13 protein-coding genes are annotated in these 16826 nt (G+C 56.8%); 7 read left to right on the forward strand and 6 right to left on the reverse strand.

Going from position 1 to position 16826, the window contains the following annotated elements; all coding sequences use genetic code 11:
• Nucleotides 1-36: 36 nt before the first annotated feature.
• The 3 genes from QLG09_RS13375 (at nt 37) to ypfH (ending at nt 3648) form a co-directional block, all read left to right on the forward strand.
• Nucleotides 37-906, forward strand: a complete 870-nt coding sequence (locus tag QLG09_RS13375) for a neutral zinc metallopeptidase (RefSeq protein WP_020883068.1) — start codon at nt 37-39, stop codon at nt 904-906.
• Nucleotides 906-2879, forward strand: coding sequence for a GNAT family N-acetyltransferase (locus QLG09_RS13380; RefSeq protein ID WP_049022753.1), 1974 nt, complete (start codon nt 906-908; stop codon nt 2877-2879). Before QLG09_RS13375 ends, QLG09_RS13380 begins: the two co-directional genes overlap by 1 nt.
• A gap of 73 nt (nt 2880-2952) precedes the next feature.
• Nucleotides 2953-3648, forward strand: coding sequence for an esterase (ypfH, locus tag QLG09_RS13385; RefSeq protein WP_032680517.1), 696 nt, complete (start codon nt 2953-2955; stop codon nt 3646-3648).
• 36 nt (nt 3649-3684) lie between these two features.
• Here ypfH and QLG09_RS13390 read toward each other — a convergent pair whose 3' ends face one another.
• From QLG09_RS13390 to QLG09_RS13400, 3 genes are read right to left on the reverse strand one after another with little or no spacing between them, the layout of a single operon-like run.
• Nucleotides 3685-3882, reverse strand: coding sequence for a YpfN family protein (locus QLG09_RS13390; RefSeq protein ID WP_014171111.1), 198 nt, complete (start codon nt 3880-3882; stop codon nt 3685-3687).
• Nucleotides 3883-3906: 24 nt separating this feature from the next.
• On the reverse strand, nt 3907-5034 hold the full coding sequence (dapE, locus tag QLG09_RS13395; protein ID WP_014171110.1) for a succinyl-diaminopimelate desuccinylase: 1128 nt from the start codon (nt 5032-5034) through the stop codon (nt 3907-3909).
• A 10-nt stretch (nt 5035-5044) separates the two neighbouring features.
• Complete coding sequence (locus QLG09_RS13400) at nt 5045-5395, reverse strand: ArsC family reductase (RefSeq protein ID WP_049022754.1); 351 nt, start codon at nt 5393-5395, stop codon at nt 5045-5047.
• A 387-nt stretch (nt 5396-5782) separates the two neighbouring features.
• On the opposite strand from QLG09_RS13400, the gene ypfM reads away from it, so the two are divergent.
• Nucleotides 5783-5842 (forward strand): protein YpfM, encoded by a 60-nt coding sequence (ypfM, locus tag QLG09_RS13405; RefSeq protein ID WP_015572204.1) that lies wholly within the window; start codon nt 5783-5785, stop codon nt 5840-5842.
• Nucleotides 5843-5951: 109 nt separating this feature from the next.
• Here the strand turns inward: ypfM and acrD are convergent, their stop codons facing one another.
• Together acrD and narQ are read right to left on the reverse strand one after the other, a co-directional pair.
• Nucleotides 5952-9065, reverse strand: a complete 3114-nt coding sequence (acrD, locus tag QLG09_RS13410) for a multidrug efflux RND transporter permease AcrD (RefSeq protein ID WP_049022755.1) — start codon at nt 9063-9065, stop codon at nt 5952-5954.
• Between the two features lie 142 nt (nt 9066-9207).
• Nucleotides 9208-10902 (reverse strand): nitrate/nitrite two-component system sensor histidine kinase NarQ, encoded by a 1695-nt coding sequence (gene narQ / locus QLG09_RS13415; protein ID WP_040018106.1) that lies wholly within the window; start codon nt 10900-10902, stop codon nt 9208-9210.
• A 152-nt stretch (nt 10903-11054) separates the two neighbouring features.
• Between narQ and aegA the strand changes: the two genes are divergently transcribed.
• The 3 genes from aegA (at nt 11055) to QLG09_RS13430 (ending at nt 14841) form a co-directional block, all read left to right on the forward strand.
• Nucleotides 11055-13031 carry a formate-dependent uric acid utilization protein AegA gene (gene aegA, locus QLG09_RS13420; RefSeq protein ID WP_049022756.1) on the forward strand — a complete coding sequence of 659 codons (1977 nt, stop codon included), beginning with the start codon at nt 11055-11057 and terminating at the stop codon, nt 13029-13031.
• Nucleotides 13032-13098: 67 nt separating this feature from the next.
• Nucleotides 13099-13689, forward strand: a complete 591-nt coding sequence (gene nudK / locus QLG09_RS13425) for a GDP-mannose pyrophosphatase NudK (RefSeq protein ID WP_020883075.1) — start codon at nt 13099-13101, stop codon at nt 13687-13689.
• Nucleotides 13690-13797: 108 nt separating this feature from the next.
• Nucleotides 13798-14841 (forward strand): DUF1176 domain-containing protein, encoded by a 1044-nt coding sequence (locus tag QLG09_RS13430; protein WP_020883076.1) that lies wholly within the window; start codon nt 13798-13800, stop codon nt 14839-14841.
• Here the strand turns inward: QLG09_RS13430 and tkt are convergent.
• Nucleotides 14838-16826 carry a transketolase gene (tkt, locus tag QLG09_RS13435; protein ID WP_020883077.1) on the reverse strand — a complete coding sequence of 663 codons (1989 nt, stop codon included), beginning with the start codon at nt 16824-16826 and terminating at the stop codon, nt 14838-14840. The two genes, QLG09_RS13430 and tkt, sit on opposite strands and share 4 nt — an antisense overlap.

Here is a 16826-nt window from a genome sequence, read left to right on the forward strand (position 1 = left end):
TCATAGCTATTATTAATGGAATAGTTCGAGGTGGTTATGCGCTGGCAAGGGCGTCGTGAAAGTGACAATGTAGAAGACAGGCGCAGCGATAGCGGCGGCGGTCCTTCAATGGGTGGGCCTGGCTTCCGGTTACCCAGCGGAAAGGGCGGTATTATTCTGCTGATTGTGGTGCTGGTCGCGGGGTACTACGGTGTCGATCTGACCGGTTTAATGACCGGCCAGCCTCTGCAGCAACAGCAGCATTCTGAGCGCTCAATCAGCCCGAACGAGGATGAAGCGGCCAAATTTACCTCCGTTATTCTCGCCACCACAGAAGAAACCTGGGGTCAGCTGTTCGAGAAAATGGGGCGTACCTATCAGCAACCCAAGCTGGTGATGTACCGTGGCGCCACCCGTACCGGATGCGGCACCGGACAGTCGGTGATGGGGCCGTTCTACTGTCCGGCAGACAGCACCGTCTATATCGATCTCTCTTTCTATGATGACATGAAACGCAAGCTTGGCGCTGACGGCGATTTTGCCCAGGGCTACGTCATTGCGCATGAAGTCGGGCACCATGTGCAAAAACTGCTGGGGATAGAACCCAAAGTACGCCAGCTTCAGCAAAACGCCTCTCAGGCTGAGGTAAACCGTCTTTCCGTACGCATGGAACTGCAGGCGGACTGCTTCGCGGGCGTCTGGGGGCACAACATGCAGCAGCAGGGCGTACTGGAATCCGGTGACCTGGAAGAGGCGCTCAATGCCGCGCAGGCTATCGGTGACGATCGTCTTCAGCAGCAGAGCCAGGGCCGCGTCGTGCCGGACAGCTTTACTCACGGCACGTCACAACAACGATACAGCTGGTTCAAACGCGGTTTCGACAGCGGTGACCCGGCGCAGTGTAATACCTTCGGCAAAGCCATGTAATGGTGGCGTTTGAACATCTGATTCGCGAGCTTGAGCACAAAGGTCATCGTCGGCTGGTGGTGCTCAGCGGCGATGAGCAGTGGACATTCACGCAGGCATCAGCCCTGCGTGATGCCTTGCCCGGAGACTGGCTGTGGCTGGCGGATAACGCGTCCAGAGCCATCAGCGGGCTGCTGGGACGCGAGTTCCGGCACGCAATTTTTGATGCCCGCGCCGGGTTTGACGTCTCAGCCTTTGCGGCCCTGAGCGGGACGCTGCGTGCCGGTAGCCTTCTGGTGCTGCTGGTACCGCCCCCTGACGTGTGGGCGGAACAACCTGACAGCGATTCCCTGCGCTGGAGTGACAGCGCCGAACCCATCGCCACGCCAAATTTTATTCACCACTTTTGCCGGACGATTGCCGAGGATCCTGAGGCGATAGTCTGGCTTCAGCACCAGCATTTATCGCTTCCCGCACGATCCGACGCCCCTGACTGGCAGCCCGCCAGCGGTGCGCCGCAGCGCGAGCAGGCTGAGATCCTGGCAGCACTCCTGGCCATGAAACGCGGCGTTGTGGCCGTTACGGCCCCGCGCGGACGCGGGAAGTCTGCGCTGGCGGGCATGCTGCTGAGCAGCACGCAGGGCAGTGCCATTGTCACCGCGCCATCAAAAGGGGCGACGGAGGTTATCGCCCGTTTTGCCGGCGAACGTTTTCACTTTATGGCCCCGGACGCGCTGCTGGCCTCTGAGGAGCAGGCCGACTGGCTGATTGTCGACGAAGCCGCTGCCATCCCCGGACCGCTGCTTGAAAAGCTGGTCGACCGTTTCCCGCGCGTCCTGCTGACCACAACGGTGCAGGGTTACGAAGGAACAGGAAGAGGCTTTCTGCTTAAGTTCTGTAGTCGGTTCAGCGGGTTGCAGCGGTATACCTTATCAACCCCGGTACGCTGGGCTGCAGGATGCCCTCTTGAGCGGGTCGTCGCCAGCGCACTGCTGTTTGACGATACGCTTATCGATCGCAGCCCAACAGGCGCCATACAGTTGACCTCTCTGGCCCCGGAAGCATGGGCGAGCAACCCGGCGCTGGCGGCGAGTGTGTATGAGCTGCTTTGTGCGGCACATTACCGCACCTCACCGCTTGATTTACGCCGCATGATGGACGCGCCCGGCCAGCACTTCGCCGTCGCCCAAACGGACTCTGTCATTGCCGGGGCGCTCTGGCTGGTGGAAGAGGGGGGATTAACGGCGCAGCTCAGTCGTGCCGTCTGGGCGGGGTTCCGCCGCCCTCGCGGGAACCTGGTGGCGCAGTCCCTTGCCGCGCATGGCGGCTCCCCGCTGGCGGCAACGCTCAAAGGCCGACGGGTGACCCGAATAGCGGTACATCCTCGTCGTCAACGGGAAGGCATCGGACAGGCGCTGATCCGCAGCGCAAGCGGCGAGGATTACCTGTCGGTGAGCTTTGGCTATACCGATGAACTGTGGCGTTTCTGGCAGCGATGCGGCTTTGTGCTGGTGCGCATGGGCAGCCATCGCGAAGCCAGCAGCGGCTGTTATACCGCAATGGCCTTGCTGCCGCTCAGCGACGCGGGGCGACAGCTGTGTGAGCAGGCACATCAGCGACTGCGCCGCGATGCGCGCGTGTTATCGGCCCTGAACGGTGAAAAGATCCCGGTGGACGATGGCTGGGAGGCTACCCTTAATAGTGACGACTGGCTGGAGCTGGCGGGCTTTGCCTTTGCCCATCGCGCATTTTCTACCTCCGTCGCGGCGTTAACGCGGTTGCTGCTAAGCGTGGACATGCCGCTGCCCGCTCTGCGCGGGAAAGTGGAGGCGAGAAGTGATGACGCCCGGCTCAGCGCTGAACTGCTTCTTTCGGGGCGAAAAGCGTTTCTGGCCAGGCTTCGCAGTGAAACGGCGCAAGCGCTTGAAAGCCTTGAACCTGCACGCTGTCAGCAGCTGAAAGACGACATTTTGCAATGGCAATTTTTTCAATGACTTCTTCAGTAAAGTGGCATGGTCATTCCTCCTGAGAGGCGTAGAATCCAGGCCATCAAATAAGGAGACCGCCATGAAACACGATCATTTTGTTGTTCAAAGCCCTGATAAACCGGCTAAACAGTTACTGCTTCTGTTTCATGGTGTTGGCGATAATGCCGTCAATATGGGCCAGATTGGCAGCTGGTTTGCCCCGGTATTTCCGCAGGCGCTGATTGTCAGTATTGGCGGGGTGGAGCCGTGTGGTCCGAACGGACGGCAGTGGTTCTCCGTTCAGGGCGTTACGGAAGAGAACCGTCAGGCACGTATTGACGCCGTCATGCCTGTCTTTATCGACACCGTGCGTTACTGGCAGCAGCAGAGCGGCGTTGGTGCCGATGCGACCGCGCTGATTGGCTTTTCGCAAGGGTCTATCATGTCCCTGGAGAGCGTAAAAGCGCAGCCAGGCCTGGTGTCGCGTGTGATTGCTTTTAACGGTCGCTTTGCGACGTTACCGCAACGCGCGACGACGCAGACCACGATCCATCTGATCCACGGTGGTGAAGACCGTGTGATTGAACTTTCGCATGCGGTTGCCGCGCAGGAAGCACTGATCCGCGAAGGCGGGGATGTGACGCTGGATATTGTAGACGATCTGGGGCACGCGATTGATGACCGCAGCATGCAGTTTGCGCTCGATCATCTGCGTTATACCGTACCGAAGCACTACTTTGATGAAGCGCTCAGCGGTGGCAAGCCAAATGACGATGATATCGTCGAGTTTATGTGATGTAGGCCCCTCTCCCACAGGAGAGGGGACAGAGAATCACTTCTTCTGGTCTTTCTTCGGCCAGTCGTCATCATCGTCCCACTTATCGTTAAAATCACGATGCGGTGGAAGATCCGGTTTGTTGGCGAGAAACTTTTTGTGATCAACGCGCTTAAGATCTTTAATGACGTTAAGTAACACGCCGACCAGAAACACTAACACCAGAATCCACCAGTACTTTGAAAGCCAGTCCATTCGCTATTCCTCTCAGAGCGTTCGTCAGGCGACGAGTTGCTCCATAATTCGTTGATACATACGGGCCAGCAGCTGCAAATCAGCAGCATTCACACATTCATTTATTTTATGAATGGTTGCGTTCACCGGCCCCAGTTCGACAACCTGGGCCCCCATCCGGGCAATAAAGCGTCCGTCTGAGGTGCCACCTGTCGTCAGCAGTTGTGGCTTAATTTCATTATAGTGCTCGATGGCGTTCACTACCGCATCCACCAGTTTGCCGCGCTGGGTCAGGAACGGCTGGCCGGAAAGCCACCAGTCCACGGTGTAACGCAGATTATATTTTTCCAGCAGCGCGATAACGCGCGCTTTGATCATCTCATCGGTCAGTTCAGTGCTGAAGCGGAAGTTAAACTGGACAAAGAAATCACCCGGGATCACGTTGTTGCTGCCGGTACCGGCCTTCAGGTTTGCAATCTGCATGCTGGTCGGCGGGAAGAACTCATTGCCTTTGTCCCACTCAATGGTCACCAGTTCGTTCAGCATCGGTGCCGCGCGATGGACCGGGTTATCGGCCAGGTGTGGATAGGCAACGTGCCCCTGAACGCCATGAAGGGTCAAATTGCAGGTCAGCGAACCACGGCGACCATTTTTGACGACGTCTCCCACCACTTCCGTACTGGACGGCTCACCAACCAGGCAGTAGTCGAGACGCTCATTGCGGGCCATCAGCGCCTCAACGACCTTCACGGTGCCGTTGTGGGCGCTGGCTTCTTCGTCAGAGGTGATCAGAAACGCGAGGCGGTTTCTGTGGTTCGGATGTTGGGCAACGAAGCGCTCTGCCGCCACGACCATCGCCGCCAGCGAGCCTTTCATGTCTGCCGCACCGCGCCCGAACAACATGCCATCGCGGATGGTCGGTTCAAACGGCGGGTTGATCCAGCGATCCGCATCACCTGCGGGAACGACGTCGGTATGTCCGGCAAAGGCCAGCGTTTCGCCCTGACCGCGCCACGCCCAGAAGTTCTGGGTGTCGCCAACGTCCATGCGTTCAACGGTGAAACCGATGGCACGCAGGCGCTCAATCATTAATGCCTGACAACCTGCGTCGTCCGGGCTAAGGGAGGGACGGCGAATAAGCTGCTGAGTCAGCTCAATGACCGGGCATGACATAAACTACACCTCAACGAAAAAAGTCGGAATAAAGGGTTTCACTGAAACCCAGCAGCATAGGCTGCCCGGGCGCGCAGAGCAATGGGCGTTTGATGATTGCCGGCATTTCGAGCATCAGTTTGGCGGCACTGTCGGCGTCGTTGATGCCAGCCCGGACGGCTTCATCCAGTTTACGCCAGGTGGTACCACGGGTATTCAGCAGCGCCTCCCAACTCAGTTCCTTGATAGCGGTATGCAGAAATTCTGCATCAAGCCCGTCAACGCGATAGTCATGGAAACGGTACTCCACGTTGTTCGCTTCCAGCCAGCGGCGTGCTTTTTTGATCGTGTCGCAATTTTTAATGCCGTACATCACAACCATGGTGAATCCTTTTGTTCTTATGATGATTAAATGTTCAGTAATTTCGAAGATATATTCTTAAGTGGAATATAACACATTCAGGAATTGTCTTGATTTACACTTCTTCTTAATTCAACTCACAACTGTACGCTGAATATTCTTTCATCATTTAAGCATAGATGTCCATAAGACCGAAAATGCTAATGAACTCAGGCGGTAATTTAAATCTCACCTGCCTGTATGGTTATTTCAAAATATTGCTGAGCGTCACACAAAATTTAAGGCCCTGCGTTCATATTTATCATAAATCCCTGACAGTAGCGGGGTACAATCACAGCGATAGGTTAGACGGTCTTCACAATGATGATACGTTTTCGTAGAATGCGCATAATAATAAGAGAGGTAGTTATGATTGAACGTGAACTGGGGAACTGGAAAGATTTTATCGAAGGCATGCTTCGTAAATGACATTCAGTAAGAATTGCAAGAGCACTTAAATAAGTAAAATAACCATAGTGTGAATTAATCACACACCCTAAAAGGCGGCCCTGAGAGCCGCCTTTTTTATTACGCACTGTTATTCAGAACGTTCCTTCAGCGGGAAGCGGCGACGCACCAGCACAAAGAACAGCGGCACAAAATAAATGGCCAGGACGGTTGCCGAAATCATGCCTCCCATCACCCCTGTACCTACCGCATGCTGGCTGCTGGAGCCCGCACCGGTGCTGGTTGCCATCGGTAATACCCCAAAGACAAATGCCAGCGACGTCATCAGGATCGGACGCAAGCGCTGACGGCAGGCGTGCAGTGTGGCCGCCATCAGCTCGTGGCCTTTGGCATTCATCTCGTTGGCAAACTCAACAATCAGGATCGCATTTTTCGCCGACAGGCCGATCACGGTGAGCAGCCCTACCTGGAAGTACACATCATTCTCCAGACCGCGCATCCAGGTCGCCAGCAGCGCACCGATGACGCCAAGCGGCACCACCAGCATGACCGAGAACGGAACGGACCAGCTTTCATACAGCGCGGCAAGACAGAGGAAGACCACCAGCAGGGAAAGCGCATAAAGCGCAGGCGCCTGTGCCCCGGAGAGCCGCTCCTGATAAGACATCGCCGTCCACTCCAGCCCAAATCCGGCAGGCAGCTGTTGCACCAGTTTCTCCATGGTGTCCATGGCGGTACCGGTACTGACGCCCGGCGCGGCTTCACCGACGATTTCTACCGCCGAATAGCCGTTATAGCGTTCCAGACGCGGCGAACCACTCTCCCAGTGCGACGAGGCGAACGCCGAGAACGGCACCATCCCGCCTGCGTTATTACGAACAAACCAGCGGTTAATATCATTCGGCAACATACGGAACGGCGCGGCGGACTGGACATACACTTTTTTCACACGCCCACGATCCATAAAGTCATTCACATAGCTTGAGCCCCAGGCCGTCTGCAGGGTGTCGTTAATGTCGTCGATGGAAACACCCAGAGCCTGCGCCTTACGCTGATCAATATCCACCTGCAGCTGCGGGCTGTCATCCAGGCCGTTATGACGAACGCGGGTCAGGTCAGCGTCTTTGCCCGCCAGCGCTAACAGCTTATCGCGCGCCGCCATCAGCGCCGTGTGGCCTGCACCGGCGTGATCCTGCAGTTCCATGTCAAACCCGGCAGAACTGCCCAGCCCGCTAATGGCCGGTGGGCTGCTGGCAAAGACGCGCGCTTCGTTGATCTTCGTAAACGCGTGGGTTGCGCGTTCAATGATGGCCGACGCGGTCCCCGTTTTTGTGTCGCGCTCGTCCCAGTCCTTCAGGCGTACAAACATACGGGCAACGTTCTGCCCGTTACCGCCCGGGCCAGAGCCCACGGTGGAGAAGACCGACACCACATTATCTTTCTCCTGGGTGAAGAAGTACTGTTCGACTTTTTCGACCACTTTTAGCGTCTGCTGCTGCGTCGCGCCGCTCGGAAGTTGCACGGAGGTGGTGAACATTCCCCGGTCCTCCATCGGCAGGAACGAGGTAGGCAGATGCAGGAACAGCCAGACCATTCCACCCAGCAGCACTACGTAAATCAGCATCCAGCGCAAGCTGCGGTGCAGCACTTTACCGACGGCGGATTCATAACGCGCGGCATTGCGGTTAAACATGCGGTTAAACCAGCCGAAGAACCCTTTCTGACCATGCTGCTCGCCTTTGTGCAAAGGCTTAAGAAGGGTAGAGCAGAGCGCAGGGGTCAGGATCAGCGCCACCAGTACCGAAAGCACCATTGCCGAGACGATGGTTATCGAGAACTGGCGGTAAATGGCACCGGTTGTGCCGCCAAAGAAGGCCATCGGGATAAAGACCGCCGAAAGCACCATGGCGATGCCGACTAACGCGCCCTGTATTTGCCCCATCGATTTACGCGTGGCCTGGCGCGGGGAAAGACCTTCCTCGCTCATGATGCGCTCGACGTTTTCAACCACCACGATGGCGTCATCCACCAGAAGGCCAATTGCCAGCACCATTGCAAACATCGTCAGCGTGTTGATGCTGTAGCCAAACGCGTAAAGCACCGCGAAGGTGCCCAGCAGAACCACGGGGACGGCTATGGTCGGGATCAGCGTCGCCCGGAAGTTTTGCAGGAACAGGTACATGACCAGGAAGACCAGCGCGATGGCTTCCAGCAGGGTCTTCACCACATCCTCAATCGACGCTTTAACGAAGGAGGTGGTTTCGTAGGCGACTTTGTATTCAAGGCCGTGAGGGAAATAGTTCGACAGCTCGTCCAGGCGGTCTAACACCAGTTTCGCCGTCGCCATTTCATTTGCGCCGGAGGCCAGTTTAATCCCCAGGCCGGAGGCGGGATTACCGTTAAAGCGGCTCAGGTAGTCGTACTTTTCCGCGCCCATTTCCACCGTGGCGACATCGCCCAGCCGCACTTCTGAACCGTCCTGATTCACGCGCAGGGTGATGTTGCGGAACTGCTCCGGAGTCTGAAGCAGCGATTGCGAGTTAATGGTGGCATTCAGGGCTTGTTTTTCGACGGAAGGCGTTCCTCCCAGCTGCCCTACGGCAATCTGGGCGTTCTGCGATTTGATGGCGTCCGTCACGTCAGTCGCCGTCATCTGGAAGCTGTTCAGCTTGTCAGGATCGAGCCAGATGCGCATTGAATATTGTGACCCGTAGGCGTCGATATCCCCTACGCCGTTAATACGGCTGAGCGGGTCCTGAATGTTACTGGCAACGTAGTCCGCAATATCCTGCTTATCCATGGAACCATCGGTGGAGACAAACGCGATGGTCAAAATATTGGTATCCCCCGTTTTACGTACGGTAACGCCCTGATTTTGCACTGCCTGCGGCAGTTTTCGCATGGCTGACTGCAGCTGGTTTTGTACCTGTTGCACCGCTTCATCCGGGTCAGTCCCGGCCGTAAAGCTCAGGGTCACCGTCGCCTGGCCCGTGGCACTGCTTTGTGAGGACATGTACATCAGGTTATCCAGACCCGTCATGTTCTGCTCGATAACCTGCGTCACGGTATTTTCCAGCGTCTGTGCCGAGGCGCCGGGGTAGTTTGCTGTGACACGCACGTTAGGAGGTGCCAGATCGGGGTATTGCTCAACGGGAAGTGAAGTAATGGCCAGGACACCTGTCAGACACAACAGAATGGCAAGTACCCAGGCAAAAATGGGGCGATCGATGAAAAAATTCGCCATGAAAAATTGACCTCGTTTTGCTGCACGTCATTATTGTTTATTGCCCGCACCACTTTAGCGGCAAGACGAAGACCAAACGTGGAGAAATAAAGGAGATAATGTAAATTATCATGCGCGTTTCTCTGCGCTGCCCCCTTTACGGTTATTTACCTGTTAACGCCAGCGACGAAGGGAATGTCACGCTCACCTGTGTTCCCCCATTTTGTGGCTGCGAAAAGTGCAGGATACCGCCGAGCCGTTCCGCGCGTTCACGCATAATATTCAGCCCGTAATGTCCCGGCGGCTCGCTGGCTTCGCCAATCCCGATGCCATTGTCGCGAATGCTCACGCTGTGCGTGCCGTCCACGGCGGTGATACAGCTTACGGTGATCTCGCTGGCCTGCGCGTGCTTGATTGCGTTCAACACCGCTTCACGCACGATCTGCAGCAGATGCACCTGCTTTTGTGCGTCAAGGGCCAGCGAGGAGAGGCGACAGTCAAGATGCAGCTTTGCCTGCGTCTGGCTCTGCAGACCGTCGAGTGACTCCTGAAGGGCCGCCGGCAGGTTAGCGTGGTTGAGCGTCAGGCGGAAGGTGGTGAGCAGCTCGCGAAGCTGATGCCAGGCATTGTTAAGCTCGCGGGAGAAGTCGGTGATGATGGTCTGCGCGGGGGCATTCTCTTGCGGTACGGCACGCTTAAGCAGCGCAAGCTGGATCCGCAGATACGACAACACCTGCGCGAGGGAATCATGCAGTTCGCGGGCAATCGTCGCGCGCTCCTCCATCAGCAGCAACTGCTGGTAATGCTTTTGCGCCTGGTTGAAGTAAAGCCCGCGCCCGAGCATTGTCGCCACGCTTCTCATCAGCGGAAGCGGGACGCTGTCCGTCTCGCTCTGCCAGCGCAGCTCGCCGTAGAGCGTGTCCTGCATCAGCACCGGCAGGTTTTGCAGCGGCATGTCGGCTGCCTCACTCCCTTCACACAGACGCCAGTCGTCGCTGGTCCGTAACTCCAGATAATTCATCCGGGTGTATTCATGGACGATTTGCAATATATGGCGGAAACAGTGGCTGTCTATCTGTCCGGTGTTGAGCGCCTGCGAACATTTGAACAGCATTTCGAGCTGCTGGTGCGCCTCGTTCAGGTGCCGGGTCTTTTCCGCAACCGAATCTTCAAGCGAGCGATAGAGGGTGTGTAACTCCGCCGACATATGGTTAAAGGCGCGGGACAGCTGACCGAGTTCATTCGGCAAAGCGGTATCCGGTGCCGGGGTATCAAATTGTCCCCGTTCAACGCGTTCGCTTGCGGCGACCAGATTGTTGAGCGGCAAGACCACCTGACGACGGATGCCTCGCAGGGTAAACACCGTCAGCAGCAGGATCCCCAGCGCACCGGCCAGAGAGAGCAGGGTCACCGTCTGAATTTTATGTTCGGTATAGTGCTGAAGGGCGAGCACAAAGGCATCAATGCGGCCAACAAAATCTTCGATATGGGTTTGATACCACACGAGATCGCCGTGGGCGATGTGCGTATCCATCTCCTGCCAGGCCAGATGCAGCTGCTGGTAGCGCTGTTTGACATCGTCCGGCACGTACCAGCGGTTCAGCTTTTGGAGTGCAGGTGCGCTCAGGGTGTGTTGCCAGTGTTGGCGATGCTGTGTCAGGGAAGGGCTGTTGCGCTGCATCTCATAGCCCAGCCGGTAACTCTGCATACGCAGTGAACCCGCAATATTGATGGCTTCGGCGTCACGCTGGCTGCTGGCAAGCGTGAGCAGCGCGACGGTGCTGGTCAGAACGGATAACACAATCATCGAAAAGAAAGCCCAGGCCAGGCTTGCGGAAACAGGGCGTTTAACGGTCACAGAACGGCTTCCTGAATAAAATTGATCTGCCACAGGTTCACTGGAAATAGTTTGGCATTCCGGGCAATTGAACATTGCCTGACGACGCTGTGATGAGTAAATACAATATTCATACAAAGAATAAGGTTATTGAACCAAAAACAGGTGTCGTTATGAATCGTTTTATTATGGCTAACAGCCAGCAATGTATTGGGTGCCACGCCTGCGAAGTTGCCTGCGTAATGGCGCATAATGATGAGCAACATGTCCTGAGCAAGCGCCATTTCCATCCCCGTATTACGGTCCTTAACTCTGGCGCGCAGAACAGCCCCGTCACCTGTCACCACTGTGAAAATGCCCCGTGTGCACTCAGTTGCCCGAACGGCGCCATCAGCAAACGCGATGACAGCGTACAGGTGAATCAACAAAAATGCATCGGTTGTAAAGCCTGCGTGGTTGCCTGTCCCTTCGGCACAATGGAGATTATCGTTACGCCGCTCGACAACGGCAGTGCAAAAGCCTCGGCGTATAAATGCGATCTCTGCCTGACCCGCCCGCAGGGCCCGGCCTGTATCGAAAATTGCCCGGTAGATGTGCTGACGCTGGCGACGCCAGACGTGCTGGATAACCTGGCAAAATCGCGCCGTCAGCGCACCGCCAGGCTGGAGGCGCAGCCCTGGCACAGTGAGGCAGTCAGCGAGGAGACAGCACCCACCAAACTGCAGCAGATGCAAAACACACCGCCACGCGGCGAGCCCGACAAACTGGCTGCCGAAGAGCGGGTTGGCCATTTCAATGAAATATACCTGCCGTTTCGGACCGAACAGGCCAGACGCGAGGCATCGCGCTGCCTGAAATGCGGAGAGCACAGCATATGTGAATGGACCTGCCCGCTGCACAACCACATTCCGCAGTGGATTGAACGGGTTAACGCCGGTGACATCCTCGGCGCGGTCGAAATTTCTCATCAGACCAACTGTTTACCTGAAATTACCGGCCGGGTCTGCCCGCAGGACAGGTTATGTGAAGGTGCCTGCACCGTGCGCGATGCGTCAGGGTCGGTGACCATAGGCAACCTCGAGCGCTACATCTCTGACCAGGCGCTGGCGTTGGGCTGGCGACCGGATATGTCTGGCGTTTCTTCGGTGGGAAAACGCGTCGCGATTATCGGCGCGGGGCCTGCCGGACTGGCATGCGCGGATGTGCTGGTGCGCAGCGGGGTGAGCGTGACGGTCTATGACAGGCATCCCGAAATCGGCGGCTTGCTGACCTTTGGCATTCCGGCCTTTAAGCTGGATAAATCCCTGCTCGCACGACGCAGAGAGATTTTTACTGGGATGGGGGTTCACTTCGAGCTGAACTGCGACGTGGGCAGCGATGTGTCGTTATCTCAACTGCAAACAGATTTCGACGCCCTGTTCATTGGCGTGGGAACCTATCGTTCAATGAAAGCAGGCATCCCCCATGAAGATGCGCCGGGCGTCTACGATGCGCTGCCGTTCCTGGTGGGGAACACGCGCCACGTCATGGGGCTGGACGCGACGGCCAACGAACCGTTTATCGACACCCGTGGGCTCAACGTGGTGGTGCTGGGCGGGGGCGATACCGCAATGGACTGCGTGCGCACCGCGTTACGTCACGGCGCGGCAAAAGTCACCTGCGCCTATCGCCGGGATGAAGCCAATATGCCGGGCTCGAAAAAAGAGGTGAAGAATGCGAAAGAAGAGGGAGCCGCATTTGAATTTAACGTCCAGCCCGTTGAATTGACCCTTGCTGCTGACGGCAAGGTTAACGGCATCCGGATGCTGCGCACCCGGATGGGAGAGCCGGATGCGCAGGGGCGTCGTCGACCTGTTCCGGTGGAGGGCAGCGAGTTTGTCATGCCGGCCGATGCGGTGATTATGGCTTTTGGCTTTAACCCACATGCCATGCCCTGGCTGGAGAGTCAGGGCGTCAACACCGATGACTGGGGGCGAATCATTGCCTCGGTGGAAAGCCGCTATCGTTACCAGACGTCTAACCCGCAAATTTTCGCCGGCGGTGATGCGGTGCGCGGCGCTGATCTGGTGGTGACGGCGATGGCGGAAGGGCGTCATGCGGCGCGGGGGATCCTCGACTGGCTTGAGGTCATTGTGCCGAAAACGCACTAAACCAGGCGGGCGACAAAGCGGGTTTCACGGCGTACTATAGGAAGACTCATTGTGTCGTGGAGCCCGTATGACCCTGAAAATTGACGTTATCAAAGACAAAATCCTTTCTGAAAACTACTTTGTCCTGCGTAACATCACTTACGATTTAACCCGTAATAACGGTGAAGTGATCCGCCATAAACGCGAGGTCTATGACCGCGGCAATGGCGCCACCATTTTGCTCTATAACCGTGAAAAGCAGAGTGTGGTGCTGATCCGTCAGTTCAGGGTAGCAACATGGGTCAATGGCAACCCTGACGGAAGGTTGATTGAAACCTGTGCGGGCCTGCTTGATGACGACGAGCCGGAAGTGTGCATCCGCAAAGAGGCCGTCGAAGAGACTGGCTTTGAGGTGGGAGAGGTCAAAAAGGTCTTCGAGCTGTTTATGTCGCCTGGCGGCGTGACGGAAATCGTCCATTTCTTCATCGCGGAATACAGCGATGCGCAGCGTACTCACCGCGGCGGTGGCGTGGAAGATGAAGATATTGAAGTGCTGGAGTTGCCGTTTTCCCGGGCGCTGGAGATGATGCATGCCGGGGAAATCAGGGATGGTAAAGCTGTGATATTACTACAGTATCTTCAAACGACCGGGCTGATGAACGCCTCTTTCGAACGGTGATAGAATGTATTTCGGATAAATCTATCCGATAAATCCGATTGAGCAACCCGGGCGGGAACACGAAGATACAGCCCAGTTAAGCGTTTTCGTTCCGGGATTGTGCCATTCATGCGCTATTGCGTCTCTCTTCTCTGCCTGTTTTGCGTGCTCACCTCCTCGCAGGTGTGGGCTGCGCCTGCCCAGCAATTGTTTTCTGACTGGCAGGTGACCTGCAATAACCAGAATTTTTGCCTCGCACGCAATACCGGTGAACACCGGGGGCTGGTCATGACGCTCAGCCGCAGTGCCGGCGCGAAAACCGACGCTACGCTGCGTATCGATCTCGGCGGCCTTGCTGACCCTGCCGTGAAAGAAGCGGATATTGCGCCACGGTTGTTGCTGGATAAGGTTCCTCTCAAGCTGGATCGGCAGCACTGGCAGTTAACCCCGTGGCATCTGAAAAGTGATGATGCCGCCACCATCACGGCGTTTCTGAAAAATATCCAGGAAGGAAAAGCCCTGACCTTGCGCGGCGGTGACCAGGTTATCTCTCTGAACGGCCTGAAAGCCGCGCTGTTGTTTATTGACGCGCAGCAGAAACGTGTCGGGAGTGAAACGGCCTGGATTAAAAAAGGTGACGATCCGCCGTTAAGCGTGCCGCCTGCACCCGCCTTAAAAAAGGTGGCGGTAGTCAATCCGACGCCGACGCCGCTCTCCCACGCCGAATTGAACGACCTGCTGGATTATGGCACCTGGCGGATGAACAACAGCCAGTGCTCGCTCGATCCTAACCGCCGTGAAGTGCGCGTCACCGCGTTAACCGATGAAAAAGCATTGCTGATTATTAGCTGTGAGGCGGGGGCGTATAACACGGTCGATCTGGCCTGGCTGGTATCGCGCAAAAAGCCGTTTTCTTCCCGCAGCGTAAGGCTGCGTCTGCCTTTCACCCCTGCAGACGATAGCAGTGAAATCGAATTGATGAATGCCCGCTTTGATGAGAAAACGCGCGAGCTGACTACGCTCGCGCTGGGTCGCGGTATTGGCGATTGTGGGGTCCAGACGCGCTGGCGTTTTGACGGCCAGCGTTTCCGCCTGGTGCGTTATGCAGAAGAGCCCAGCTGCGATAACTGGAATGGGCCAGATGCCTGGCCCACGTTGTGGATCACGCGCTAAATTACGCTCAGCGCCTTCTCAACCACATTCTCAACGGTAAAGCCAAAATACGGGAACAGCTTGTCGGCAGGCGCCGACTCGCCGTACCCACGCATCCCGACGATAGCACCTTTCAGCCCGACATATTTGTACCAGTAGTCGGCGATACCCGCCTCGACGGCCACACGGGCTGCGACGTTAGAGGGCAGGACCGATTCACGGTAGGCCTCATCCTGAGCATCAAAAATGTCGGTGGACGGCAGGGATACCACGCGTACCGCATGACCTTCGGCGGTCAGTTTTTCCGCAGCCTTCACGGTAATTTCCACCTCAGAACCGGTAGCAATCAGGATGACATCCGGTTTGCCGCCGCTGTCTTTCAGGATGTACCCGCCGCGGGCGATATTTTTTACCTGCTCCGGCGTGCGTTCAATCTGGGCCAGGTTTTGCCGCGACAGAATTAATGCCGTTGGCCCCGTGTGGCGCTCAACCGCCAGCTTCCAGCCAACCGCCGCTTCGACCTGATCGCACGGACGCCAGGTGCTGAAGTTTGGCGTCAAACGCAGGCTCGCCAGCTGCTCAACGGCCTGGTGCGTGGGACCGTCTTCACCCAGACCAATCGAATCGTGGGTGTAGACCATGATCTGCCGCGCTTTCATTAATGCCGCCATACGCGCCGCGTTACGGGCATACTCAACGAACATCAGGAAGGTAGCAGTGTAGGGCACAAACCCGCCGTGATGGGCGATGCCATTGGCAATGGCGGTCATCCCGAACTCACGCACCCCGTAGTGGATATAGTTCCCGGCAATATCCTCTTTCAGCGATTTTGAACCAGACCAGATGGTCAGGTTACTTGGAGCCAGATCCGCAGAGCCGCCCAGCAGTTCGGGCAGGAGGGGGCCGATGGCGTTGAGGGTGTTTTGCGAGGCCTTACGGGTGGCAATTTTTGCCGGATTAGACTGCAGATTTTCAATCAGCGCCTGGGTTTTCGCTTCCCAGTCCTCCGGCAGGCCACCGCTCATGCGGCGCGAGAATTCAGCGGCCAGTTCCGGGTGGGCTTTTTGATAGGCGGCAAATTTTTCATTCCACGCGTGCTGGGCTTTTTCACCCTCTTCGCGGGCGTCCCACTCGCGGTAGATCTCTTTCGGGATCTCAAACGGCGGGTATTTCCAGCCCAGTTTCTGCCGGGTCAGTGCCACTTCTTCTTCACCCAGCGCCGCGCCGTGGGCTTCCTCTTTACCCGCTTTGTTCGGTGAGCCGAAACCGATGGTGGTGCGACAGATGATCAGGGACGGTTTGTCCTTCACGCTTTGCGCTTCCTGAATCGCTTTTTTCACCGCTTCTGGGTCGTGGCCGTCAATTTCATGTACTACGTGCCAGTGGTAGGCCTCAAACCGTTTTGCCGTGTCGTCGGTAAACCAGCCTTTGGTCTCCCCGTCGATGGAGATACCGTTGTGATCGTAAAATCCGATCAGCTTGCCCAGCCCCAGCGTGCCCGCCAGCGAACAGACTTCGTGAGAAATCCCCTCCATCAGACAGCCGTCACCCATAAACACATAAGTGTAGTGATCGACAATCTCGTGGTCTGGCTGGTTAAACTGCGCCGCCAGCGTGCGTTCGGCAATCGCCAGCCCGACCGCGTTGGCTAACCCCTGGCCGAGCGGCCCGGTGGTGGTCTCCACACCCGGCGTATAGCCTATCTCCGGGTGGCCCGGCGTTTTTGAGTGCAGCTGGCGGAAGTTTTTTAACTCGGATAGCGGCAGGTCGTAGCCGGAAAGGTGCAGCAGGCTGTAGAGCAGCATGGAGGCGTGGCCGTTAGAGAGAATAAAACGGTCACGATCGTACCAGCTGGGGTCGTTCGGGTTGTGCTTCAGGAAATCATTCCACAGCACTTCGGCAATGTCAGCCATGCCCATGGGGGCGCCAGGGTGGCCGGAATTGGCTTTCTGCACGGCATCCATGCTGAGGGCGCGAATGGCATTGGCTAGCTCTTTACGGGACAT

It is taken from the genome of Enterobacter sp. V89_11 (genome assembly GCF_029967775.1).
Taxonomy (GTDB): domain Bacteria; phylum Pseudomonadota; class Gammaproteobacteria; order Enterobacterales; family Enterobacteriaceae; genus Enterobacter; species Enterobacter ludwigii.

Coding starts and splice junctions, on each gene's coding strand:
- QLG09_RS13375 (WP_020883068.1), top strand. CDS start 37: ATGCGCTGGCAAGGGCGTCGTGAAAGTGACAATGTAGAAGACAGGCGC.
- QLG09_RS13380 (WP_049022753.1), top strand. CDS start 906: ATGGTGGCGTTTGAACATCTGATTCGCGAGCTTGAGCACAAAGGTCAT.
- ypfH (WP_032680517.1), top strand. CDS start 2,953: ATGAAACACGATCATTTTGTTGTTCAAAGCCCTGATAAACCGGCTAAA.
- QLG09_RS13390 (WP_014171111.1), bottom strand. CDS start 3,882: ATGGACTGGCTTTCAAAGTACTGGTGGATTCTGGTGTTAGTGTTTCTG.
- dapE (WP_014171110.1), bottom strand. CDS start 5,034: ATGTCATGCCCGGTCATTGAGCTGACTCAGCAGCTTATTCGCCGTCCC.
- QLG09_RS13400 (WP_049022754.1), bottom strand. CDS start 5,395: ATGGTTGTGATGTACGGCATTAAAAATTGCGACACGATCAAAAAAGCA.
- acrD (WP_049022755.1), bottom strand. CDS start 9,065: ATGGCGAATTTTTTCATCGATCGCCCCATTTTTGCCTGGGTACTTGCC.
- aegA (WP_049022756.1), top strand. CDS start 11,055: ATGAATCGTTTTATTATGGCTAACAGCCAGCAATGTATTGGGTGCCAC.
- nudK (WP_020883075.1), top strand. CDS start 13,099: ATGACCCTGAAAATTGACGTTATCAAAGACAAAATCCTTTCTGAAAAC.
- QLG09_RS13430 (WP_020883076.1), top strand. CDS start 13,798: ATGCGCTATTGCGTCTCTCTTCTCTGCCTGTTTTGCGTGCTCACCTCC.
- tkt (WP_020883077.1), bottom strand. CDS start 16,826: ATGTCCCGTAAAGAGCTAGCCAATGCCATTCGCGCCCTCAGCATGGAT.